The organism is Streptomyces sp. NPDC017890 (genome assembly GCF_044328675.1).
In the GTDB taxonomy this organism is placed as follows: Bacteria; Actinomycetota; Actinomycetes; order Streptomycetales; family Streptomycetaceae; genus Streptomyces.
In genome coordinates this window covers 93,033-114,817 of the sequence record NZ_JBIRHU010000021.1, presented here as the reverse complement: position 1 = coordinate 114,817, position 21,785 = coordinate 93,033, and the positions used below count along the sequence as shown (strand labels likewise).

The 21,785-nt window shown below is 72.1% G+C and carries 19 protein-coding genes and 1 pseudogene; 11 read left to right on the top strand and 9 right to left on the bottom strand.

The genetic code is table 11. The features are described 5' to 3' along the window. Positions 1–42: 42 nt before the first annotated feature. Entirely contained in the window at positions 43–1,440 is a 1,398-nt protein-coding gene (locus ACH4F2_RS26600; RefSeq protein ID WP_398135262.1) for a GntP family permease, read from the top strand. 218 nt (positions 1,441–1,658) lie between these two features. Here the strand turns inward: ACH4F2_RS26600 and ACH4F2_RS26595 are convergent. Continuing rightward, positions 1,659–1,871: pseudogene (locus tag ACH4F2_RS26595) on the bottom strand (hypothetical protein); the annotation flags it as partial. A gap of 174 nt (positions 1,872–2,045) precedes the next feature. Here ACH4F2_RS26595 and ACH4F2_RS26590 point away from each other — a divergent pair. The 4 genes from ACH4F2_RS26590 to ACH4F2_RS26575 all read left to right on the top strand — a co-directional run bounded on the left by ACH4F2_RS26590 (position 2,046) and on the right by ACH4F2_RS26575 (position 4,303). Further along, the gene (locus ACH4F2_RS26590; protein WP_398135261.1) at positions 2,046–2,939 is read left to right on the top strand and encodes a DMT family transporter; all 894 of its coding nucleotides are present in this window, start codon (positions 2,046–2,048) and stop codon (positions 2,937–2,939) included. Positions 2,940–2,967: 28 nt separating this feature from the next. Next, on the top strand, positions 2,968–3,477 hold the full coding sequence (locus ACH4F2_RS26585; protein ID WP_398135260.1) for an NUDIX hydrolase: 510 nt from the start codon (positions 2,968–2,970) through the stop codon (positions 3,475–3,477). Positions 3,478–3,557: 80 nt separating this feature from the next. After that, on the top strand, positions 3,558–3,950 hold the full coding sequence (locus ACH4F2_RS26580; protein WP_398135259.1) for a YidH family protein: 393 nt from the start codon (positions 3,558–3,560) through the stop codon (positions 3,948–3,950). Positions 3,951–3,952: 2 nt separating this feature from the next. Next, entirely contained in the window at positions 3,953–4,303 is a 351-nt protein-coding gene (locus ACH4F2_RS26575; protein ID WP_398135258.1) for a DUF202 domain-containing protein, read from the top strand. Positions 4,304–4,344: 41 nt separating this feature from the next. Here ACH4F2_RS26575 and ACH4F2_RS26570 read toward each other — a convergent pair whose 3' ends face one another. Further along, positions 4,345–5,277 carry an NADP-dependent oxidoreductase gene (locus ACH4F2_RS26570; protein ID WP_398135257.1) on the bottom strand — a complete coding sequence of 311 codons (933 nt, stop codon included), beginning with the start codon at positions 5,275–5,277 and terminating at the stop codon, positions 4,345–4,347. 73 nt (positions 5,278–5,350) lie between these two features. Between ACH4F2_RS26570 and ACH4F2_RS26565 the strand changes: the two genes are divergently transcribed. The 3 genes from ACH4F2_RS26565 to ACH4F2_RS26555 all read left to right on the top strand — a co-directional run bounded on the left by ACH4F2_RS26565 (position 5,351) and on the right by ACH4F2_RS26555 (position 7,915). Next, complete coding sequence (locus ACH4F2_RS26565; RefSeq protein ID WP_398135256.1) at positions 5,351–5,500, top strand: hypothetical protein; 150 nt, start codon at positions 5,351–5,353, stop codon at positions 5,498–5,500. 168 nt (positions 5,501–5,668) lie between these two features. Continuing rightward, complete coding sequence (locus ACH4F2_RS26560; protein ID WP_398135255.1) at positions 5,669–6,694, top strand: phosphotransferase family protein; 1,026 nt, start codon at positions 5,669–5,671, stop codon at positions 6,692–6,694. 6 nt (positions 6,695–6,700) lie between these two features. Further along, positions 6,701–7,915, top strand: coding sequence for an acyl-CoA dehydrogenase family protein (locus ACH4F2_RS26555; RefSeq protein ID WP_398135254.1), 1,215 nt, complete (start codon positions 6,701–6,703; stop codon positions 7,913–7,915). A 38-nt stretch (positions 7,916–7,953) separates the two neighbouring features. On the opposite strand, the gene ACH4F2_RS26550 is transcribed toward ACH4F2_RS26555, so the two are convergent. Genes ACH4F2_RS26550 through ACH4F2_RS26540 form a run of 3 tightly spaced genes read right to left on the bottom strand, consistent with a single transcriptional unit; the run spans position 7,954 to position 11,018 of the window. Then, on the bottom strand, positions 7,954–8,547 hold the full coding sequence (locus tag ACH4F2_RS26550) for a TetR/AcrR family transcriptional regulator (protein ID WP_398135253.1): 594 nt from the start codon (positions 8,545–8,547) through the stop codon (positions 7,954–7,956). Between the two features lie 33 nt (positions 8,548–8,580). Then, on the bottom strand, positions 8,581–10,251 hold the full coding sequence (locus tag ACH4F2_RS26545) for a class I adenylate-forming enzyme family protein (RefSeq protein WP_398135252.1): 1,671 nt from the start codon (positions 10,249–10,251) through the stop codon (positions 8,581–8,583). Next, positions 10,248–11,018 (bottom strand): SDR family oxidoreductase, encoded by a 771-nt coding sequence (locus ACH4F2_RS26540; protein ID WP_398135251.1) that lies wholly within the window; start codon positions 11,016–11,018, stop codon positions 10,248–10,250. Before ACH4F2_RS26540 ends, ACH4F2_RS26545 begins: the two co-directional genes overlap by 4 nt. A 175-nt stretch (positions 11,019–11,193) precedes the next feature. Here ACH4F2_RS26540 and ACH4F2_RS26535 point away from each other — a divergent pair, with 175 nt between their 5' ends. Beyond that, entirely contained in the window at positions 11,194–12,450 is a 1,257-nt protein-coding gene (locus ACH4F2_RS26535; RefSeq protein ID WP_398135250.1) for an exo-beta-N-acetylmuramidase NamZ domain-containing protein, read from the top strand. 16 nt (positions 12,451–12,466) lie between these two features. Here the strand turns inward: ACH4F2_RS26535 and ACH4F2_RS26530 are convergent, their stop codons facing one another. Beyond that, the gene (locus tag ACH4F2_RS26530; protein ID WP_398135249.1) at positions 12,467–15,358 is read right to left on the bottom strand and encodes a penicillin acylase family protein; all 2,892 of its coding nucleotides are present in this window, start codon (positions 15,356–15,358) and stop codon (positions 12,467–12,469) included. 221 nt (positions 15,359–15,579) lie between these two features. Between ACH4F2_RS26530 and ACH4F2_RS26525 the strand changes: the two genes are divergently transcribed. Then, a complete protein-coding gene (locus ACH4F2_RS26525; protein ID WP_398135248.1) occupies positions 15,580–16,185 on the top strand; it encodes a hypothetical protein in 606 nt (201 codons plus the stop codon). A 223-nt stretch (positions 16,186–16,408) separates the two neighbouring features. Here the strand turns inward: ACH4F2_RS26525 and ACH4F2_RS26520 are convergent, their stop codons facing one another. Then, positions 16,409–19,816 carry a FlgD immunoglobulin-like domain containing protein gene (locus tag ACH4F2_RS26520; protein WP_398135247.1) on the bottom strand — a complete coding sequence of 1,136 codons (3,408 nt, stop codon included), beginning with the start codon at positions 19,814–19,816 and terminating at the stop codon, positions 16,409–16,411. Positions 19,817–19,942: 126 nt separating this feature from the next. Further along, positions 19,943–20,491 carry a redox-sensitive transcriptional activator SoxR gene (gene soxR, locus ACH4F2_RS26515; protein WP_398135246.1) on the bottom strand — a complete coding sequence of 183 codons (549 nt, stop codon included), beginning with the start codon at positions 20,489–20,491 and terminating at the stop codon, positions 19,943–19,945. Positions 20,492–20,635: 144 nt separating this feature from the next. Here soxR and ACH4F2_RS26510 point away from each other — a divergent pair, with 144 nt between their 5' ends. Continuing rightward, on the top strand, positions 20,636–21,097 hold the full coding sequence (locus ACH4F2_RS26510; RefSeq protein ID WP_398135245.1) for a MaoC family dehydratase: 462 nt from the start codon (positions 20,636–20,638) through the stop codon (positions 21,095–21,097). On the opposite strand, the gene ACH4F2_RS26505 is transcribed toward ACH4F2_RS26510, so the two are convergent. Continuing rightward, positions 21,088–21,729 (bottom strand): TetR family transcriptional regulator, encoded by a 642-nt coding sequence (locus tag ACH4F2_RS26505; RefSeq protein ID WP_398135244.1) that lies wholly within the window; start codon positions 21,727–21,729, stop codon positions 21,088–21,090. The two genes, ACH4F2_RS26510 and ACH4F2_RS26505, sit on opposite strands and share 10 nt — an antisense overlap. Positions 21,730–21,785 lie beyond the last annotated feature (56 nt).

The window sequence follows — 21,785 nt, the reverse complement described above, 5'->3', positions numbered from 1 at the left end:
CCCGTCCTCCCCCGAACCCCCCATCACCGCAAGGGAACCACCGTGACCAGACTCAGCGCCGAGATGCTGGCAGCGGACACCGTCGAGCCGATCACCTCGGCCGGCCACGCCCAGCTGGGCATCGCCGTGCTCCTGGGCATCGCCGTCATCGTCCTGCTCATCACCAAGTTCAAGCTGCATGCCTTCCTGTCGCTGACCATCGGGTCACTGGCGCTCGGCGCGTTCGCCGGAGCGCCGCTGGACAAGGTCATCACCAGCTTCACCAGCGGACTCGGCTCCACCGTCGCGGGCGTCGGCGTCCTGATCGCCCTCGGTGCGATCCTCGGCAAGATGCTCGCCGACTCCGGCGGCGCCGACCAGATCGTGGACACCATCCTCGCCAAGGCGACCCCCCGGTCGATGCCGTGGACGATGGTGCTGATCGCCTCGGTCATCGGACTGCCGCTGTTCTTCGAGGTCGGCATCGTCCTGCTGATCCCGGTCGTCCTGATGGTCGCCAAGCGCGGCAACTACTCCCTGATGCGCATCGGCATCCCGGCGCTGGCCGGTCTGTCCGTGATGCACGGTCTGGTCCCGCCGCACCCCGGTCCGCTGGTCGCGATCGACGCGGTCGGCGCCAACCTCGGTGTGACGCTCGCGCTGGGTGTCCTGATCGCCATCCCGACGGTGATCATCGCCGGTCCGCTGTTCTCGAAGTACGCGGCCCGCTGGGTGGACGTCCCGGCCCCCGACCGCATGATCCCGCAGCGCGCCTCGGAGGAACTGGAGAAGCGTCCCGGCTTCGGCGCCACCCTGGCCACGATCCTGCTGCCGGTCGTGCTGATGCTGGCCAAGGCGCTCGTCGACATCATCGTCGACGACCCGGAGAACGTGGTGCAGCGCACCTTCGACGTGATCGGCAACCCGCTGATCGCCCTGCTCGCCTCCGTGATCGTCGGCATCTTCACGCTGCTGCGTCCGGCCGGGTTCGGCAAGGACCGCCTGTCGGGCCTGGTCGAGAAGGGCCTCGCGCCCATCGCCGGCATCCTCCTGATCGTCGGCGCGGGCGGCGGCTTCAAGCAGACGCTGATCGACTCCGGCGTGGGCCAGATGATCCTGGAGATCTCCGAGGACTGGTCCATTCCGGCCCTGCTCCTGGCCTGGCTGATCGCGGTGGCGATCCGGCTGGCGACGGGTTCGGCGACCGTGGCGACCGTTTCGGCGGCCGGTCTGGTCGCACCGCTCGCGGCCGACATGTCGACGACGCACGCGGCCCTGCTGGTCCTGGCGATCGGCGCCGGCTCGCTCTTCTTCAGCCACGTCAACGACGCCGGCTTCTGGCTGGTGAAGGAGTACTTCGGCCTGAACGTCGGCCAGACCATCAAGACCTGGTCCGTCATGGAGACGATCATCTCGGTGGTCGCGGGAGCTCTGGTCCTGCTCCTCTCACTGGTCATCTAGCCGCACGCCGCACCGCGCCACCCCTGGGGAGGCACGGTCACCGGCGGCCGACGGGGAGGCACGGCCACGGGTGGCCGCGCCTCCCCGTCGTCGGTTCCGGCCGGGCCCGTCGCCGCGGACCCGCTCACGTCTCCGGCGTCCCCGTGCGGCTCAGGGGGACGCCGCCTTCTCCAGCCTCGCAGGACTTCGCGTGGGCGAGGAAGTCGAGGTCGACCAGCCTGCACCTGGTCGAAGCCCCGGACGACCCCCTCGCCCGCGCCCGGCGAACGCTCCAGCAGGAGGAGCCCGAGCCAGGGCGTCGGATCGCCCGGGGCGGGAGCGGCGGCGTCCCGGCACGCCCGGCGGGCCCGGGCCGGCTTTTCCTTGCCGCGCAGGGTCCGGTGGACCCGAGCAAGGGCGAGCGGTACGGACGCGTCGGCGGAATCGGACTCACAAGCCCGTTGCGCGCGTCAACTCATATGACTGCTGAGGAAGTTGTCGCGCTCCGCCCTGTGTCCCCGCCTCCCCGCCACCCGGATGCGGCGCCCACCCGGCGGGTCACCCCCGCCGCGAATAGAGTCGGCTCCTACGCACCCGTGACCCGACTGACGATCGAGGTACGCAGCGTGTCGGTTCTGGTTCTGGTCCTCGCCGTGAGCGCCGCATGCTGCCTGGGCTTCGGTTTCGTGCTCCAGCAGAACGCGGCCCAGCGCGCTCCGCTGGGCGACTTCCTCTCCCCCCGCCTCCTGCTGGACCTCGTGCGGGTGCCGCGCTGGCTGGCCGGTATGGGGCTGATGGTGGCCGGCATGGTGCTGGGCGCCCTCGCGCTGGGCGGCGGCGAGCTCACCCTCGTCGAGCCCCTCCTGGCGACGAACCTCCTCTTCGCCCTCGCTCTCTCCCGCGTGCAGACCCGGCAACGGCTGGGACGGCAGGGCTGGGCCGGCCTCGTGCTGCTCGCGGGCGGCGTCACCGCGTTCGTCGTGGCGGGCGAACCGCGGGGCGGCAGCGCGGTGACCGACCCGGTACGGCACTGGCTGATCATCGGCGGGATGCTGGGCCTGTGCGTCCTGCTCACGGCGGGCGCCGGGCGTTGCCGGCTGACCTGGGGCCCGACGCTGCTGGCCGTGGCCGCGGGACTGGTGTACGGGGTGCAGGACGCGCTGACCCGGGTCAGTGGCCGGCGCCTGGCCGCGGGCGGCCCGGCGGAACTGCTGGCCGGCTGGCAGCCGTACGCGGTCGTGGTGCTCGGCGTCACCGGGCTGATCCTGGTCCAGAGCGCCTTCGAGACGGCACCGCTGCGCAGGTCACTGCCCGCCCTGACGGCGGCCCAGCCGCTCGCGGGCATCGCCTGCGGGGTCGGATTCCTCGGCGACCGGCTGCGCACCGACGCCGGGGCGCTGGCGTGGGAGGCGGGCGGACTCACGGCGGCGGTGTCGGGCATCGTCCTGCTGGGCCTGCATCCGGCGATGCCGCAGGGCACGGGCGAGCAGGGGCGCGCACGGGACCTGCAGCGGCGCTGACCGGTCGGGCGCTGCTTGGATGGACGGCATGAGCGCTGCTGACGAGATCCTCGACATCGTCGACGAGAACGACCGCGTCACCGGGCGGGCCCGGCGGGGCGACGTGTACGCCCAGGGGCTGCGCCACCGCTGCGTCTTCGTGTGGGCCCGGGACGCCCGGGGACGCGTCTTCGTCCACCGCCGCACGGCGACGAAGCTGGTGTTCCCCTCCCTGTACGACATGTTCGTCGGCGGGGTGGTGGGCGCGGGCGAGTCCTACGACGACGCGGCGCTGCGGGAGGCGGAGGAGGAACTGGGGGTGACGGGGCTGCCGCGTCCGGAACACCTCTTCACGTTCCTGTACGACGACGGCGCCGGGCGGACCTGGTGGTCGGCGGTGTACGAGGTCCGCTGCGAGGGGCCGGTCGCTCCGCAGGCGGAGGAGGTGGCCTGGCACGGGTTCCTCACGGAGGCGGAGCTGGAGCGGCGGCTCGGGGAGTGGGAGTGGGTGCCGGACGGGTTGTCGGCGTACGCGCGGCTGCGTGCTCGGCGGGGGTGAGGTTCGTGGTGCCGTCGGGGTGCCCGGGCACCCGCGCAGGCAGCCGCAGGCGTCCCACCCCCACCCGGTAGGGTCCCCGAGTGATCGAATTCGTGCGGAACGCCCGGCTCTGGTTCGCGCCCGAAGAGGTCCGGCGGGAGGGCGGCACCCCCGACTACCGGTTCTCCCTGGCGAACGAGCGCACCTTCCTGGCCTGGTTGCGCACCGCTCTCGCCCTGATCGGCGGCGGGTTCGCGGTGGACCAGTTCCTGCCCGACCTGCGCTGGGGCTGGCGGGTGGGTCTGGCGCTCGCGCTGCTCGCGTCCGGCGTCCTGTGCTCACTGCGCGCCGTGAACCACTGGGTGCGCTGCGAACGGGCCATGCGCCGCGGCGACGACCTCCCCGTCTCACGCTTCCCCGCCCTGCTCAGCCTGGTCGTCGCGGTGGTCGCCGTGGCGATGGTCGTCGTGGTCCTCGTCGGCTGGGGGGGCTGAGCGTGAGCGCCGGCGCGGACGGGAGCGCGGACGCCGCCGCGGCCGGCCCGGACCGCGATCCCGGGCTCCAGCCCGAGCGCACCCGGCTCGCCTGGCGCCGTACGACCCTGTCCGGCACCGTCGTCGCCGTACTCGCCGGGAAGACCGTGCTGCACGGCGGCGCGACGCCCGCCTCGGCCGTCGCCGCCGCCCTGTGCTGCGCCCTCTGGCTGGCCTTCCTGGCCATCGCCCACGCCCGCATCCGCACCCTCGCCTCGGCGAACCGGCCCCGTGCCCTGACCCCGCCGTACGCCACGGCGGCGGCCCTGTGCACGGTGGCGCTCGCGGTGTGCGGCGCCTTCCTCGTCCTCTAGGGGGCGGCCGGGACCCGCCAGGGGGGCGCCTGGACCCGCCGCTACTCCCGGTCCACCGTCACCACGATCTTCCCCCGCGTCCGCCCCTCCTGGTTCTGCCGGTGCGCGTCCGCCGCCCGCTCCAGGGGGAACGTCTCCGACACGTGCACGGTCACGACCCCCTGCTCCGCCAGCTCGGCCAGCCGCGACAGGTCCTCGGCGTCGGGGCGCACGAAGCAGTACCGCCCGCCGTAGCCGACGACGTCCGCGTCGGCGATCGACACCAGCCGGCCCGCGGTGGCCAGCAGGTTCGCCGAGGTCTTCAGCGTCTCGCCGCCGACCGTGTCGAAGACCGCGTCCACGCCCTCGGGCGCGAGCCCACGCACCCGTTCGGCCAGCCCCTCCCCGTACGTCACCGGCTCCGCTCCCAGCCCCCGCACGAAGTCGTGGTTGCGCTCGCTCGCCGTCCCGATGACCCGCGCCCCCAGGTGCCGCCCCAACTGCACGGCGATCGAGCCGACCCCGCCCGCGGCCGCGTGCACGAGGACGGTCTCGCCCCGCTTCACCCGCAGCGCCTTCACCAGCACCTGGTACGCGGTCAGCCCGGTCAGCGGCAGCCCGGCCGCCTCCTCGTGGGTGAGGTTGCGCGGCTTGCGCGCGAGAGTGCGCACGGGCGCCGCCACGTACTCGGCGAAGGTGCCCCGGGAGAGGAAGTCCTCGCGGACGTAGCCGATCACCTCGTCCCCGACGGCGAACTCCGTGACGGCGGCTCCGGGCCGCACCACGACCCCCGAGACGTCCCACCCCGGGATCACGGGGAAGACGGGCTGGAGGATCGCGTCGAGGTGGCCGTCGCGGCACTTCCAGTCGACGGGGTTGACGGCGGCGGCCCGCACCTTCACGAGCACCGAGTCGGGACCGACCCGCGGATCGGGGACATCCGTGTATTCCAGCGTCTCGGGGCCGCCGTACCGTGCGTAACTGATCGCCTTCATGGCTCCGACCCTCCGGGGTACCCGTACAGCACGCAAGCTGAATGTCCGGATATGCACCGTTAAGGTGAGCGTCATGACCACTCTCCACCAGGAACACACCGCCCACGACCACGTCCACCGCCCCGACTGCGGCCACGCCCGGGTGCCGCACGGCGACCACGTCGACTACCTCCACGACGGCCACCGGCACGCCGCTCACGACGGCCACTGGGACGACCACTGACCCGCGGGCACTCCGCTCCGCCGCCCCGCCCCCGACAGCTCCCGCACTCCTGTGCCGGGAGCTGTCGGCACGTCGTGGCGCCGATCACGTTCCGCCCCCCTACTGGACGGCATACCGACTGGTCGGCATCATGACTCGGGTACTGTTCGCCTGCCCGTAGGAGCGACGATGAGCCCCGACCACCCGCCCGGACTCGATCTCGACCGGTTGCGCGGCCTGCTCGACCGTGAGCGGCCCGGCCTGGTGACCGGCCCGCTGTCCGGCCGGCTGATCGAGGGCGGACGGTCGAACCTCACCTACGCGGTCTCGGACGGTACCGCCCACTGGGTCGTACGACGGCCCCCGCTCGGCCATGTCCTGGCCACCGCGCACGACATGAAGCGCGAGCACCGCGTCATCAGCGCCCTGCACCCGACGGACGTACCGGTGCCGCGTCCCGTCCTGCTCTGCGAGGACGAGGAGGTCCTCGGGTCGCCCTTCTACGTCATGGAGTTCGTCGAGGGCACCCCCTACCGCACCGCCGGCCAGCTCGCCCCGCTCGGGCCCGAGCGCACCCGGGCCGCCGTGCTGAACCTGGTCGACACGCTCGTCGATCTGCACGCGGTGGACCCCGCCGAGGTGGGCCTCGCGGACTTCGGCCGCCCCGAGGGCTTCCTGGACCGGCAGCTGCGGCGCTGGGCCAAGCAGCTGGACGCCTCCCGCAACCGCGACCTGGCCGGCATCGACGAGCTGCACGCCACGCTCGGCCGGGAGCTGCCCCGCTCCCCCGCCCCGACCGTCGTGCACGGCGACTACCGCCTCGACAACGTCCTGATCGGCGGCGGGAACGACGAGATCAGGGCCGTCCTCGACTGGGAGATGTCCACGCTCGGCGACCCCCTCACCGACCTGGGCCTGCTGGTCATGTACAGCATGCCGCTCGGCATGCCCGACTCGCCCGTCTCCACCACGGCACAGGCCCCCGGCCACCCCGCCCCCGCCGAGCTGATCGAGCGGTACGCCGCACGCTCGGGACGCGACGTGGCCGGCGTCGCCTGGTACACGGCGTTCGCCTGGTTCAAGCTCGCCGTGATCCTGGAGGGCATCCACTACCGCTACACGCTGGGCCAGACGGTCGGCCGCGGCTTCGACCGCATCGGCGATCTCGTCCCCGTCTTCATCGAGCACGGCCTGACCACCCTTCAGGAAGGCTGATCCGTCATGGACTTCGCGTTCGACGCACGCACCGAGGAACTCCGCGCCAGGCTGCTCACCTTCATGGAGGAGTACGTCCACCCCGCCGAGCAGGTCGCCCACGAGCAGCGCGCCCGGCTCGCCTCCCCCTGGGACACCCCGCAGGTCGTGGAGGACCTCAAGGCCGAGGCCCGGCGCCAGGGCCTGTGGAACCTCTTCCTGCCCGACGCCGAACACGGCGCCGGCCTCACCAACCTCCAGTACGCGCCGCTCGCCGAGATCACCGGCCGCAGCCCGCAGCTGGCCCCGACGGCGACGAACTGCGCGGCGCCCGACACCGGGAACATGGAGGTGCTGGCCCAGTTCGCCGACGAGGCGCAGCAGAAGCAGTGGCTCCAGCCGCTGCTCGCCGGTGAGATCCGCTCGGCGTTCGCGATGACCGAGCCGGACGTGGCCTCCTCGGACGCCACGAACATCACCACGCACATCGAGCGCGACGGCGACGAGTACGTCATCACCGGCCGCAAGTGGTACATCTCCGGGGCGATGAACCCGGACTGCAAGATCTTCATCGTGATGGGCAAGACGGACCCGGACGGCGAGGACATCCGCCGCCAGCAGTCCATGGTGCTGGTCCCCCGCGACACGCCCGGCGTCACCGTCGACCGGGCCATGCAGGTCTTCGGCTACGAGGACCACTACCACGGCGGCCACGCCGAGGTGACCTTCGACCACGCGCGCGTGCCGGTGTCCAACCTGATCGGCGAGGAGGGCGGCGGCTTCGCCATCGCCCAGGCCCGCCTCGGTCCGGGGCGCATCCACCACTGCATGCGGCTGATCGGCATGGCCGAGCGGGCGATCGAGCTGATGTGCCGTCGGGCGGTCTCCCGCGAGGCCTTCGGCAAGGCACTGGCCCAGCAGGGCGTCGTGCACAACTGGATCGCGGACGCGCGCGTCACCGTCGAGCAGCTGCGGCTGCTGGTCCTGAAGACGGCCTGGCTGATGGACACCGTCGGCAACCGGGGCGCCCACACCGAGATCCAGGCCATCAAGATCGCCACGCCCCGCGCGGTGGTCGACATCATCGACCGGGCGATCCAGCTGCACGGCGCGGGCGGCGTGAGCCAGGACTTCCCGCTGGCCGAGCTCTACGCCGGCGCCCGGACGCTGATGATCGCCGACGGCCCGGACGAGGTCCACCAGCGCTCGCTGGCACGCCGGGAGATCAAGAAGTACCTCTGAGCGAGGCGGCGCCCCCCGGAAGCCGGGGGGCCGTCACCTCACGGGCGCAGTGCCCGCAGCAGCAGGTCGGCCAGGTGGTCGGCGACCTCCTGCGGGCCGAGCGGGCCGTCGGGGCGGTACCAGGTCGAGAGGTGGTGGACGGAGCCGAAGTGGTAGTCCACCACCAGATCGGCCGGGGACTCCTTGGTGAAGACGCCGGCCTGCTGCCCTTCCTCGATGAGCGCGCGGAAGCGTTCGTGGTAGCGCCGGCGCTCCGCGCGCACCTGCTTGTTCTTCTCCGGGCTCAGCTGGTGCATGGAGCGGAAGAAGATCGACGCGTCGTCGAGGTTGTCGATGGTCGTGACGACGACGTCGGCCGCCGCTTCCCGCACCCGTTTCTCGACCGGCTCGTCGGAGTCGGCGAAGGCGTCCAGGCGCTCCTGCTGGAGGCGCAGCACGCGCGCGTACACCTCGTGCAGGAGGTCGTCCTTGGAGCCGAAGTAGTGGTACAGCGCTCCCTTGGTGACGCCGGCCGCCTCCACGATCTCCTGTACCGAGGTGCGGTCGTAGCCCTGCTCCGCGAAGAGCCGGGTGGCGGCGGCCAGGAGCCGCTGCGGCACCGGAGTGCCGTCCCCGTCCGTGGTCCTGGGCACTGCCGTCACCTGCCTTTCCGTTCTAGTGTCTGTTCACTGTTCGTCCTGTTGCGTACGGGAACGCAGTTCCCGACGGAGGATCTTCCCACTCGCCGTCTTCGGCAGGTCGGGCAGGATCTCCACCTGGCGCGGGTACTTGTAGGCGGCCAGTCTCTCCTCGCAGTACGCGGCCAGTGCGTCCGGGGCCGCCTCGGCACCCGGACGGAGGCTGATGTACGCCTTGACGGTCTCCCCGCGGTACCCGTCGGGGACGCCGACGACGGCGGCCTCGCGCACCGCCGGGTGGGTGTAGAGCACGTCCTCGACCTCGCGCGGCCACACCTTGAACCCGGCCGCGTTGATCATGTCCTTCTTGCGGTCGACGACGTAGAGCCACCCCTGGGCGTCCATGAAGCCGATGTCGCCGGTGCGCAGCTCGCCGCCGGGGAAGGTCTCGGCGGTGGCGTCGGGGCGCCGCCAGTAGCCGGGGACGACCTGCGGACCGCTCACGACGATCTCGCCCTGTTCTCCGAAGGGCACCTCCGCGCCCTGCTCGTCGACGATCCGGACGATGCTCTCGGGGCCGGGCACGCCGACGGCGAGGGTCCCGGAGCCGGGGTCGACGGGCGCCTCCAGGTGCGGCGGGACCGAGGCGCACGGCGCGGTGCACTCGGTCAGCCCGTAGCCGTTGCGGATGTACGGTCCGAAGCCCGCGCGGAACTTCTCCACCAGGGCGGGCGGCAGCGGGGCGCCCCCGGAGGAGATGTTCGCGAAGGAGGCGAAGTGCTCGCGGGTGACGGACGGGTGGGCGGCCAGCGCCATGAAGGCGGTGGACGGGCCGACCGTGTAGTGCGGCCGGTGCTCGGCGAACGCGTCCAGCACGACACCCGCCTCGAAGCGGTAGGCGAGGACGAGCGTGCCCACGCTGTTCAGGCAGGCGCCGAACTCGCAGACCATGCCGGTGATGTGGAACAGCGGCGCCAGCGCGAAGTAGACCGGTGCCTCGGGCAGGCCGAGCCCGGTGCGCTGCCGCTCCGCGTTGTACATGATGTTGCGGTGCGTGTTGGTGGCGCCCTTGGGCGTGCCGCTGGTACCCGAGGTGTAGCTGATGAGCGCGGTGTCGTCCGGTCCCGGGTCGCGGCCCTGGGGTGCCTTGTGACCGGCTCGGGCCGCCTGGGTGAGGTCGTCGGCGTCGGTGGCACCCGGCAGCCGCTCGAAGGTCAGCACGCGCGCGTCCTGGCGGGTCTGGAAGTCCAGCTCGCATCCCGTCAGCACGATCCGCACCGGCGAGCCGGACGCCGTCTCGCGCAGGTACGACTCCCAGGCCCGGTCGGAGCAGATCAGCGCGGCCACCTCGCCGTCCCGCAGGACGTGGCCGACCTCCCCCGACTTGTACATGGGGTTGACGGGCACGACGACCGCGCCCGCCTTCCAGGCGCCGAGGACGGCGAGCACGAAGTGCGGGGAGTTCTGCATCAGGACCGCGACCCGCTCGCCGCGCTCCAGGCCGCGCGCGGCGAGGTGCCCGGCGACGGAGTCGCTCAGCTCGTCCACCTCGCGGTAGGTGAGGCGGCCGTCGAAGTAGGCGAGGAAGGCGCGGTCGGGGGCTACGGCCGCGGCCCGGCGCAGGGCGTGCACCAGGGAGGCTTCCAGGGCGAGCGGGGCCTTCTGGGCGTCGGTCAGCAGGTCCAGCCAGGGCCTGGCCGCGTAACGGGAGCCGGTCATCGGGCCGTCGCCTCCTCCCACTGCCGCTGGAGGCGGTTCATGCCGTGCAGCCAGCGGTCGGGCTCGGCGGCGCGGGCCTGGTAGTACTCGGCGACCTCGGGGTGCGGCAGGATGAGGAAGCGGTCCTCCTCGATCCCCTTGAAGAGGGCGTCCGCGACGTCCCCCGGCTCGATCGCGGTGGGCTGGAGGACCAGTTGGCCCGCGCTGCCGCTCGCGGTGAGCATGTCGGTGCGCACGCCCTGCGGGCAGATGGCGTGCACCTTGATCCCGCGGTGGCGGTACGTCAGGGACAGCCACTCGGCGAAGGCGTACGCGCCGTGCTTGGTGACGCTGTAGGGCGCGGCGCCGATCATGGTGAGGAGCCCGGCGGCCGAGACGGTGGAGACGAAACGGCCGCTGCCGCGCTCCAGCCAGTCGGGGATCAGTTCGTGGGCCGCCCGCACATGGGCCATGACGTTGACGTCCCAGGCGAGCGCCCAGACGGCCTCCTCGGCCGCCTCGGAACCCCCGGAGCCGACGCCCGCGTTGGCGCAGTACACGTCGACCGTGCCGCCCAGCGCCTCACGCGCCTCGGTGACGATCGCGGAGGCGTCGCCCGGGACGGCGATGGCGCCGATCTCGTCGGCGACGGCCTTGGCCCGGTCGGCGTCGAGGTCGTTGACGACGACCCGGGCTCCCTCGGCGGCGAAGCGGCGGGCCAGCGCGGCGCCGATGCCGCCTCCCGCCCCGGTGACGACGACTGAGGCATCCTGCACGGCTTCCACCATCGGTCTCCTTCGACACGGCTGCGACGCCACGTGCGTGGGCCTGCTGCAACGCCAGACTAACCAGTCGGTATGTACGACGGAAGAGGTGAACCGCGGTTCGCCTCGTTCCGTGCGGCAGGGGGTGCGGGTTAGCGTGCGTGCGCATGACACCCGCCGCGATCACGGAGGTCACCGCATGACGCTGTCCAGACGGAACCTGCTCGCCACCACGGCCGCGGTCGCGGCCACCGCCACGGCCGTCGCGACCGGCACGGCGCAGGCGGCGCCCGGGGGCCACGGCGGCCGCCGGCTCCGCACCGGCTTCGAGCGCCTCGCCGACGACGGCTACGCCCTGCTCGACGGGCAGCGGGTCGGCGTCGTCACCAACCCGACCGGCATCACGCGGGACGTGCGCCACATCGTCGACGTCATGCACGCCGACGACCGCGTGGACCTGACCGCCGTCTTCGGCCCCGAGCACGGCTTCCGGGGCACCGCGCAGGCGGGCGGCTCCGAGGGCCGGTACGACGACCCGGCGACCGGGCTGCCGGTCTACGACACGTACCTGAAGAGCGGGCAGCCGCTCGCGGACGTCTTCACGGCGTCCGGGGTGGACACCGTCGTCTTCGACATCCAGGACGTCGGCGCGCGCTTCTACACGTACATCTGGACGCTGTTCGACTGCATGGAGGCGGCCCGGCTCGCGGGCAAGCGGTTCGTGGTCCTGGACCGGCCGAACCCGGTGACCGGGCGGGCGGCGCTCGGCCCGGTCCTGCACAAGGAGTTCGCGACCTTCGTCGGCCGGCAGCCGATCGCGCAGGCGCACGGCATGACGGTCGCCGAACTGGCGCGGCTCTTCAACGGCGAGTTCCTGACCTCGCCGGTGCCTTTGGAGACCGTGACGATGTCCGGCTGGAAGCGCTCGGAGTTCCACGACGCCTCCGGGCTGCCCTGGGTGCCGCCGAGCCCCAACATGCCGACGCCGGAGTGCGCCCTCGTCTACTCGGGCACGTGTCTGTTCGAGGGCACGAACCTGTCGGAGGGACGCGGCACCACCCGTCCCTTCGAGCTGATCGGAGCCGAGGGCGTCGACGGGAGCTGGGCCGCCGCCGTGAACGCGCTCGACCTGCCCGGCGTGCACTTCAGGGAGGCGTACTTCGCGCCCACCTTCTCCAAGTTCCAGGGGAAGACCGTCGGAGGCGTACAGCTGCACGTGCACGACCGGGCCGCCTTCGACCCAGTCCGCACCGGAATCGCCCTCCTGGTGACCGCGAAGCAGAGCTGGGACGGCTTCGCCTGGCGGCCGGACAACTGGATCGACAAGCTCAGCGGCTCCGCACAGGTGCGCACGATGATCGACGCGGGCGCGGACACCGACGAGGTGGTGGGCGGCTGGGAGAGCGAACTGGCGGCGTTCCGAAGGACGCGCCGCCAGTACCTGCTCTACCGCTGACCCGGGCGCCGGCCGGTCACCGGTGTGACGTGAACTCCACGACCTGCTGGTAGGTCGGCCGGTTCTGCCAGCTGATGCCGCCGTGCCTGATGCCGCCCAGGGTGCGGTGGACGACCGAGTCGGCGCACCACTGGTCGCCCGCCGGGCAGTTGTCGTCGCCGGGATAGACCTGGGCGGGCGTCCGGCCCGCCGCCTCCTTCAGGGTGGAGACCAGGGCGTCCCGGCAGGCGGCGAGGTCGCCGTCGCCGCAGTACGCGCGCGCGAGCGGCCCCTCGACGGGCTCACCGAGCACCGTCCTGATGTCCTTGTCGACATAGCTCCACCAGCCGTACTGGAAGGCGCTGCCGGCGTGTGCGCCGGTCGGGCCGTGGGCGGCGGACGGGGACTCGTCGACGGGCAGGTTGCGGGTGAAGGCGGTGTACAGGTCGCTGCCGAGGCCCGGCTCGAACTCGGCCTTCACCAGCAGCGGCCACCAGGCGTCCAGGGTGCGGACGGCGTCGGCGTGGGCGTACTTCTTCGAACCGGCCGACGTCTCGGTGCGCAGGCCGCCCGCCGCCCGCCATGCCTTGAGCCGGTCCACCGCGGTCTTCACCGAGGGATCGGTGACCGGCGCGGAGTCGATCACCTTCAGCAGGCCCGGCAGTACGTCCTCGGCCCGCAGGTCGGCGAGGGCCGCCTCGGCCATCGCCTTCACCAGCGCGGCCCGGGTGACGCCTCCGTCGGCGACCAGCCTCTTCACCCGGTCGTCGAGGAGATTGCCGCGGTGGACGGAGCCGTTGCCCCAGGGGGCGGTGGTGTAGTCCTTGGCCTGCTTGTTGTTCCAGGAGACGTAGTAGTCCTGGTCGAGTGACTGCGGGTGGGCGGAGGCGGGCGTGTAGCGGGCGGTGTTGGCGGCGGGCTCCCAGTCCTTCCACTCGTGCGCCGGACGTGCCCAGACGGGGAAGTCGGCGTCGACGCCCTCCGCCCTTACCGGGTTGTCGCCGCTGTTGTGGTACGCGGTGTGCTCGGCGTCGGCGTAGAACCAGTTGAAGGTGTAGTTGATGTGCTGGACGGCGCTCCGGAAGCGTTCGGGGCCGTTCAGGTAGTCCGGGTCGTTCAGCATCTGGAAGCCGATGATCGAGTCGGCCTCGTGCAGGTACGAGGAGCGCAGGCTGGTGTAGGCGACCTTCTTGCCGCCGACGGTGGCGCGGAACTCGACCGGGCCGTACTTGGTGCGCCAGACCCGCATCGTGTAGGAGCCGGCCGCGGTGGAGTCGGCGACGGTCGGCTTCCAGGCGTTCTTCCGTTCGATCTTCTCCATCGGCGTACAGGTGCCGCGGTAGAGGTAGTGGTGGTCGTCCTGGCAGAGCTCGACCGCGTAGGTGTCGATGATGTCCTGGCCCGAGGTGGTCGCGCTCCAGGCGTAGTCCTGGCCGCGGCCCAGTTCGACGTACATGCTCAGGCCCGCGAAGGAGGCGCCGCGGGCGCTGATGCCGGGGCCCTGGATCTCCTGGAGCATGAGGAGCTGCGGCGCGAAGTAGCCGGTCTGCGGGCCGAAGACGGCGACCGGGTGGCCGCTCGCGGTGTGCTCGCCGCTGACGACGAGGGCGTTGGACATGCCGCGCCGGGCCGAGGTGACGGCCGCGCCCGCCGCCGCGGCCGACGCGCCGGTCGCCCCGGCGGTGGCCGCGCCGCCCGTACGGTCGTACACCAGGGGCTCCGCACGGACCGAGCCGGCGTCGGGCAGGGCCGCGCCCCGCGGGTCGTCGGGCTTGGTCAGGTACGGGAAGCTGCCGGCGTGCTGGGTGAGCACCGCCTCGGGATCGTTGCGCTGGCGGAAGGACTCCCAGACCTCGGTGCCCTCGACGACGCCGTACTTCTCCTGGGCGGCGAGCAGCGACAGCGCGTTGCTCACCTCACCGCCGCCGCCCGCGCCGAAGAGGGAGCCGATGACGGAGGCCAGCGCGATCAGGTCGGTGCGCTCGAAGTGCTCGATGGTGCCGGCGTTGGTGAGGGCGTCCTTGTGGCCGGTCAGGACGTACTCGCCCGGGAAGTAGCGGCCCTTGTCGGAGGCGTCGATGTAGGCGTTGATGCCGGCGACGTAGGCGTCCACGTCGGCCAGGGCCAGCTTGCCGCGCTCGCCGGCCTCGGCGGCGGCGCTCTCGATCTGCGCGGCGAGCTCGGCCTCGGTGTAGGGGGCGCTGCGCCAGAACTGCTGCTCCAGTCCCTGGTTGGCGGGGGCGCCGCCGGCGAAGGGGGTCAACTGGCCGCGTCCGACGTGCCGGAAGAGGTCCATCAGCCAGAGCCGGTCCTGGGCGGCCGCGTAGCCGGCGCCGAACTCGGTGCCGTAGCGGGTGGTGCCGGTGATGTGCGGCACCCCGGTCTTCCTGTCGCGGACGATGGTCACGTCGTCGCGGCCGGCGGGGCGGACGGTGGAGGCGGCCTGTCCGTCGGGGACGCCGAAGGAGGCGTCGTTGAAGAAGGTGTTGATCTTTTCGTTGGTGAGACCGGGGTAGCCGGAGGCGAGGTCGGCGTAGGGCCCGAGCTGGTCCTCGGCGTGTGCGGGCCGGGTGCCGAAGGCCTGGTTGAGGAGGATCTGGGCGAGGGTGGCGTTGCCGTTCTGACCGGGCGGCAGGATGTCGGAACACCGGCCGCCGCAGTGGTCGTTGGCCACCGCTTCGGCGAGCGTTCCGGTGATCGTTTCGCTGATCTTTCCGGTGATCTCTCCGGTGCTCGTTCCGGTTGCTTTCGCGGCGGTCGTTTCCGCGGCTTTCTCCGAGGTGAGACCCGTTCCGGCGGCCATCGCGGGGGAAAGCGGTGACAAAAGGCCGGCGATGAGGACGCATACGGATGCGCCCTTCAGGAACCCGTGGAAGCCGCGGGGAGTTCTCAGTCTGTCGAGGGCGTTGCGTGGGGTGCGCCGTGGCATGGCAGCTCCTCCCGACTGGGGTGGGCCGGACGTTACCGCCGGTATCCCCGAGTTGGAAGATGAACATGCGTCACTTTTTTGGAGCGGGTGGACCGGCTTATGAGGGGCATCGGAAATCGGATGGAGCCGAATCGCGTGTCGATACGTCTATTCGGCGACGTCCGTACGACGACGCCGAAGTGACCGAAGTACAGGTGCAGGTGTGACGGAGGTGCAGGGCGATGGCCGGTTTCCGGAGTCTGGCGAGACAGGTCCGCGATCCACGGTGCGACCTGGCGCTACGGCGCTATTCGCTGCGCAAGTGCCTTGAGCGGTTCGCCCCTTACGGGCACCGGGCGACCTGGGACCACTTGTGCTCCCGGGCCGGGTTCGGCCTCGAGGACCGCTCCCCCGACCCGGCGCGGCTCGTGGCCGCGCTGGAGGAACTGGAGGAGGCGCGTTCGGTGTGGCTGGCCTACGAGGCCGGGTTCGCCGAGCGGCGCAGGAAGGAGAAGCACGACGGGCTGCGCAGGCCGGGCAGCGTGGACGACTGGCACCGGTTGACCTGGGGCGGTTTCGGTGTCGCCTGGTGCGACGATCCCGGGGTCCATCCGGACGGGCCGCTGGCGGAGGTGCTGCGCCGGCTGATCTCCGCACTGGAGCGCGAGCCGGGGGCGGTGTGCCCGGTCTGCGACGGCGGCCACCTGGTCTGGAAGTACGACCTCGACCACGAGCCCTCCACGGGCCCGGTCTGCGCGGACTGCGGCATCCTGGTCCCGCGCCCCGTCGTCACCCCCGAGGCACTGGCGGCCGCCAGACTCGGACGACCGCTGCTCATGTCGGCGTAGGGCCGGCCCGGCGGCGGGAGCGCGCCCGCCGCCGGGCCGGCCGTGCGGCCCGACGGCCGTGCGGCCCGGCGATGGTGCGGCCCGGCGATGGTGCGAACGAACCGGCGATGGTGCGAACCGGTGGCCGCGCGACCCGGCGCCGGCGGGTGCGGTCGCACGGCGCCGGGGGTCGTCGTGCAGAACGCGCGAGGCGTGCTGTGCGGCGACCCCCGGCGAGCCGCCCCTACGTGGCGTAGAAGCCCTGCACGTCGGCGATCAGGTCGACCGTGCCCGCGTGGTTGTAGAAGGTGACCTTGCCGTCGGCCACCGGGACCACGACGAGGCCGGCCGCGGTCCGTCCCGCCGTCAGGTTCAGGTTGGACGCGCTGGTGCGGGCCGTCCCCGAGGGGTAGACCGAGATGAACGTGGACGAGGTCGGGTCGGTCGCCGTCACGTTCAGCACGACCGCTGTCACCCCCGTGGCGGGGACGCTGCCCCGGCCGGCGACCTGAAGGGTCACCGTGTCTCCGGACCCGAGGGTGCCCTTGGCGACCCCGGTGCCGTACCGGGTGTCCATGGCACGGACCGGGGCCAGCGGCTGGTAGAGCGAACCGAGGTTCGAGGAGGTGTAGTAGCCGGCGACATCGGCGATGAGATCGACCGAGCCCGAGTGGTTGTACAGGTAGATCTCACCGTCGCGCACCGGGGCGACGACGAGGTTCGACACGGTCTCCCCCGCCTTCACGTTCAGGTTCGACGGCCCCTGCCAGCCGACGACGCCCTCGGACGGGACGACGGACACGACGGTCGAGGCCGTGGGGTTGGTCGCCGTCACGTTCAGCACGACCGCCGTCACGTCCGTGGTGGGCACTCCCCCGCGGCCGAAGACCGTGAGGGGCACCGTGGTGTGCTCCTGCACCTTGGCCTTCCGCGCGCCGAGGCCGCTGCGGGTGTCCAGCAGACGGGTGGGACGCAGGGGCTCGTAGAGGGAGCCGTCCGCCTCGGTGTAGTGACCGGAGATGTCGGCGATGAGGTCGACGGTCCCGGCGTGGTTGTAGAAGGTGACCTTCCCGTCCTTGACGGGGACGACCACCGTGTTGGGCACGGTCGCACCGGCGGGCACGTTGAGGTTGGACGCGCTGCCGCGGGCGGTGCCGGCCGGATAGACCGAGATGTACGTGGACGCCGTCGGGTTGGTGGCGGTCACGTTCATGGCCACCGCGGTCACCTGGTCGGCCGGGAGGAGGTCGTCGCGCTCGGGGATCTGGAGGGTCACTGTGCCCGCGGGGCCGACCTTGCCCTTGCGGACGCCGGTCCCGGTGCGTGTGTCCATGGCCCGCAGCGGCTCGTCCACCCGGAACCTGGAGGTGGCCGTGGAGAGGCCGTGGGTCAGGACGACGCTGCCGGTCTGCTGGATCGCCGGGCCGACGCCGTCGGCGGGCGGGGCGTTCAGGGTCCAGGTGTACTGCCCGTTGGGCATCAGGTTCCCGGCCTTGTCACGGCCGGTCCAGGCGAACTCCACCCGGCCGCGGGCCTCCGTACCGGAGTCCAGCACGGAGACCTTGCCGGTGGTGGCGTGCCGCGCGGTGAGGGACCACTCGCCGACGGGCTTGCTGAGCAGAACCCGCAGCAGCTCCTGGCCGGTCTCGCTCGCCTCGACGTGGTCACCGGCGTTCCGGCTCAGAACCGACAGGGGCTGGGCGCCGATGCCGGTCGGGACGATGTGGACGCGTTCGTCCGCGTCCGCGTAGGCCACGTGGCCGCCGAAGCGGTCCACGCTCCAGCGGATGTGACGCTGTGAGACACCGGTTCCGGGCAGGGCACCGATGACGCGGCTGACGGGTTGGGCGCTGTCGGCGCCGGTGAGGACCAGCTGTCCGGCCGCCGTGTCGTGGGTGACGACGTAGCCGTCGCCGAGCAGGGCCTCCCCCGCCGGGACCGGCAGCGAGGTCTGCGCCGTACGGTCGTAGACGCCTGCCGGTCCGTCCGCGCCGCAGCTCCAGTACAGCCAGCGGCCCACGGCCTGCAGCTCCCGGGGCACGCACGGGGCGCCGGTGTCCACCGACTGGACCGTCCTGCCGGTCGCCAGGTCCTCGGCCGTGACGTCGCCGTTCTCCGTCCCCGGCTTCCACAGCCAGGAACCCCACAGGGCGGCCGCGCCGGCCGGCCGTTTCCCGACGACCCGCTCGGCCCGGAGCGAGTACACCTGCTGCTCGCCCGCGGCGTCGGCGGAGGCGTGGACGACGTAGTCACCGTTGATGTCCACCAGGCGGCCGTCGCCGAGGTAGGGGGCCTGGAAGTCGCCGCCCTCCGAGCTGTTGACTATGTAATAGCCGCCTTCACGGCGCACGAACCGCCCGTCCCCGAGAGCCCGGTACTCCGCACAGGCGACGTCGTCGGCCGCGCAGTCGGACAGCGGGAGGTCCGTGAGGCGGGAACGCTCGCCGTAGGACGGCGCACCGGAGGTGCTGACGGACCGGACGTACTCGTAGGAACTGACGCCGCTGTTGTCGATCACGGACAGCTGCCCCTGGGCGAGTGCCAGGCCCTGGATGACCGCCGGCTTGGGCAGGCGCTTGACCAAGGCCGCCACCGGCCTGCCCGTGCGGTCGGCCGCGATGTGCCGGACTCCCCAGTCGATGGCGTCGTCGCCGCCGACGATCGCCGCGGTGCCGTCCGGTCCGGCGGCGACCGAGCCCCGATACCCGTCGAGCAGGGTGACGACGGGGCCGCCGGCGATCGGGGCCGCTTCCAGGCGGAGGCCGTCCTGGTAGACCAGCCAGTCGCTCACGACGGCGAAGTGGTCGGGGGAGTCGACGTCGTCCAGGGTGACCTCGGTGTGGGGAGCCGAGAGATCACTCCGGGAGAACACGAGGATCTTCTGGTTCCCGGCGTCCGGGCTGTAGGCCGCCAGGTACTCGGGTGAGAGCTTCACACGGGAGAAGGCCTCCGGGACCGGCGGGCTCATGGCCTCGACCTGTCCCGTCGCCGTCGAGGCGATACCGAAGCGCCGCTGTCCGTCCTGGGCCGTCGGCGACACGACGAGGCCCGACGGGTCGCCGCCGAACACCCCCAGAGGCCGGCCGTCGGGTTCGGACAGGGGCAGATCCCGGGTCGTCCCGTCCGGCTGGGGCGACAGCAGGTGCCTCGACTCGATCGTCACGCTGCCGTCCGGCTGGGCAGCCGTCCCGTGGGCGACCACCGTGGAACCGAAGACCGCGGACGCCTTGAGCCCTTCGGGGACCGTCACGCGGCGCGAGGTCCCGTCCGCGCCGTGGAGTTCGACCTCTCCGTCCCGCAGGAAGGCCAGGGTGTCGGAGCCGGTGCCCCGGACGGCCGTTCCGGACTCGGTGGGCACGGAGACCGGCGTGCTGCGGCCGTCCGCGTAGCGGGCGTAGGCGGCCTTCCCGTCCGCCTGGGCGTAGAAGACGCCCTCGGCACCGGCGGAATCCGCCCGGAAGTCGCGTGACTGGGCGGACAGATAGGTCCGCGCGTACACCGGGTCCGTCTGCGGGGCGGCCGGAACGACCACCTCGCCGGGCACCGGTTCGTCGGCCGCGGCACTCGACGCCTGCGGCATCAGGCCGCCCACGGTCAGAGCGACGCCCATGACGGTGGCGAACGCCCCCCGCACCAAGCCGTGTCGTTTCACTGGATCCTCCCCTTGCCCTGCCATGCCCATGGCGGGTGGACCGGATCCTACAGTTTCGCGATCAAGAATGAACGGGATTTTCGAACTCGTTCAAAACGGGTCCGCACCCCGGCCCGCGCGGCCCGGTCACCCCGTCGGCCGGTCGCAGCACCCGGCGTCCGCGTCCGGTTCACGGCCGGGCGCGGCACGCCGGGCCGGGGGCGTGGTGGCGGCCCTCCTGGTCCGTTCCACCAGCAGCCGCGAGCCGACGCCCCGTTCACCGAAGACGTCGTCGGGGTTGGACAGGACGCAGGTGTCCAGGGAGAGGCAGCCGCAGCCGATGCAGTCGGTGAGGTGGTCGCGCAACCGGTTCAGCTGCTTGATCCGCTCGTCCAGTTCGGAACGCCAGGACGCGGAGAGCCGCGCCCAGTCTTCCTCGGTGGGCGTGCGCCCCTCCGGCAGCTCGGCGAGCGCCTCGCGGATCGTGGCGAGCGGGATGCCGACGCGCTGCGCAGCGCGTACGAAGGCGACCCGGCGCAGCGCGTCACGGCTGAAGCGGCGCTGGTTGCCCGAGGTGCGGCGACTGCGGATCAGGCCCTTGGACTCGTAGAAGTGCAGGGCGGAGACGGCGGCGCCGCTGCGCGCGGCGAGCTGGCCGACCGTGAGCTCGTGGATCTTCTCGGGAATCTGAGGCACTCCTCGAACCCTACCGACCCGGTCACCCGCCCGGATGCCCCCGGTCCGTTGACACGGGCTTCCCCGGCGACCATGCTAAGCAGTCGCTTAGCCTTATGGTGAGCGGGTCGGGCGAGTTGGTCGAGCGAGCAGAGAGGCCGGGACATGGCAGAGCCGAGGATCTTCACATCCGCCGACGACGTGAAGGCGGCGGTGGGCGAGCAGCTGGGGTACACCGACTGGCTGGACGTCGACCAGAAGCGGATCGACCTGTTCGCGGAGGCGACCGGCGACCACCAGTGGATCCACGTGGACCCGGAGAAGGCCGCCGCGGGCCCGTTCGGCACCACCATCGCGCACGGCTATCTGACCCTGTCGCTGCTGCCGCTCTTCGGACCGCAGCTGATCAAGGTCGAGGGCGTGAAGATGGGCGTGAACTACGGCACCAACAAGGTCCGTTTCCCCTCCCCCGTCCCGGTCGGCTCGCGGCTGCGCGCCACGGCGACGATCACGGGCGTCGAGGACGTCAAGGGAGGGATCCAGGTGGCCGTCGCCTTCACCGTGGAACGCGAGGGCGGCGACAAACCGGTGTGCGTCGCCGAGTCGGTCTCCCGCTACTACCTCTGAGCGGCGGGCGGTTCGGCTCCCACCATCCGCAGTACGAGGTCGGCGTAGAGCGCGCCGACCTCGTCGGGCGTCCGGGGGCCGTTCACGTTGAACCAGCGGGCGACGTCGATGCAGAGCGACAGCACCGCGAGCGTCGTCCCCTTCACGTCCGGCACGTCGAACTCGCCCGACGCGACACCGTCGTCGATGATGCCGCGCACCGCGGCATCGCACTGCCGGCGCAGCGCGAGGATCTCGTCGCGGGCCTCGGGTCCGAGCGCGTCCAGCTCGTACTGCACCACCCGCGCGGTCGTGCGGCGCCCGGCGTGCCACCGCACGAAGGAACTCACGGCGTCGGCGAGCCGCTCGGTGGCACTGCCCCCGCCCTGGGCCGCCGTCCGCAGGATGGCGACCGCCCGGTCGTGACCGATCCGGCTGATGCGGTGGAGCAGCTCTTCCTTGGTCTTGTAGTGGATGTAGAGCGCGGCCGGGCTCATGCCGGCCCGCCCGGCGATGTCGCGGGTCGTGGTCGCGTGGTACCCGCGCTCGGCGAAGGCCTCCACCGCGGCGACCAGGAGCCGCCGGGCCGCGTCCGGGGTGACCTCTTCCCACGGCTCGGTGTCGCCGCCCGTCGTCTCGGCCGCCGTACTCATCGCTTGTTCGCCCCTCTCGGTGACAGGGGCACCACCATACCGCCGAACCTGAGCGG

What these genes read in the sequence shown, in the direction of transcription:
- ACH4F2_RS26545 (WP_398135252.1), bottom strand. Translation starts at nt 10,251, where the DNA reads ATGACCGGCTCCCGTTACGCGGCCAGGCCCTGGCTGGACCTGCTGACC.
- ACH4F2_RS26530 (WP_398135249.1), bottom strand. Translation starts at nt 15,358, where the DNA reads ATGCCACGGCGCACCCCACGCAACGCCCTCGACAGACTGAGAACTCCC.
- ACH4F2_RS26585 (WP_398135260.1), top strand. Translation starts at nt 2,968, where the DNA reads ATGAGCGCTGCTGACGAGATCCTCGACATCGTCGACGAGAACGACCGC.
- ACH4F2_RS26510 (WP_398135245.1), top strand. Translation starts at nt 20,636, where the DNA reads ATGGCAGAGCCGAGGATCTTCACATCCGCCGACGACGTGAAGGCGGCG.
- ACH4F2_RS26525 (WP_398135248.1), top strand. Translation starts at nt 15,580, where the DNA reads ATGGCCGGTTTCCGGAGTCTGGCGAGACAGGTCCGCGATCCACGGTGC.
- ACH4F2_RS26540 (WP_398135251.1), bottom strand. Translation starts at nt 11,018, where the DNA reads ATGGTGGAAGCCGTGCAGGATGCCTCAGTCGTCGTCACCGGGGCGGGA.
- ACH4F2_RS26505 (WP_398135244.1), bottom strand. Translation starts at nt 21,729, where the DNA reads ATGAGTACGGCGGCCGAGACGACGGGCGGCGACACCGAGCCGTGGGAA.
- ACH4F2_RS26570 (WP_398135257.1), bottom strand. Translation starts at nt 5,277, where the DNA reads ATGAAGGCGATCAGTTACGCACGGTACGGCGGCCCCGAGACGCTGGAA.
- ACH4F2_RS26560 (WP_398135255.1), top strand. Translation starts at nt 5,669, where the DNA reads ATGAGCCCCGACCACCCGCCCGGACTCGATCTCGACCGGTTGCGCGGC.
- ACH4F2_RS26555 (WP_398135254.1), top strand. Translation starts at nt 6,701, where the DNA reads ATGGACTTCGCGTTCGACGCACGCACCGAGGAACTCCGCGCCAGGCTG.
- ACH4F2_RS26535 (WP_398135250.1), top strand. Translation starts at nt 11,194, where the DNA reads ATGACGCTGTCCAGACGGAACCTGCTCGCCACCACGGCCGCGGTCGCG.
- ACH4F2_RS26565 (WP_398135256.1), top strand. Translation starts at nt 5,351, where the DNA reads ATGACCACTCTCCACCAGGAACACACCGCCCACGACCACGTCCACCGC.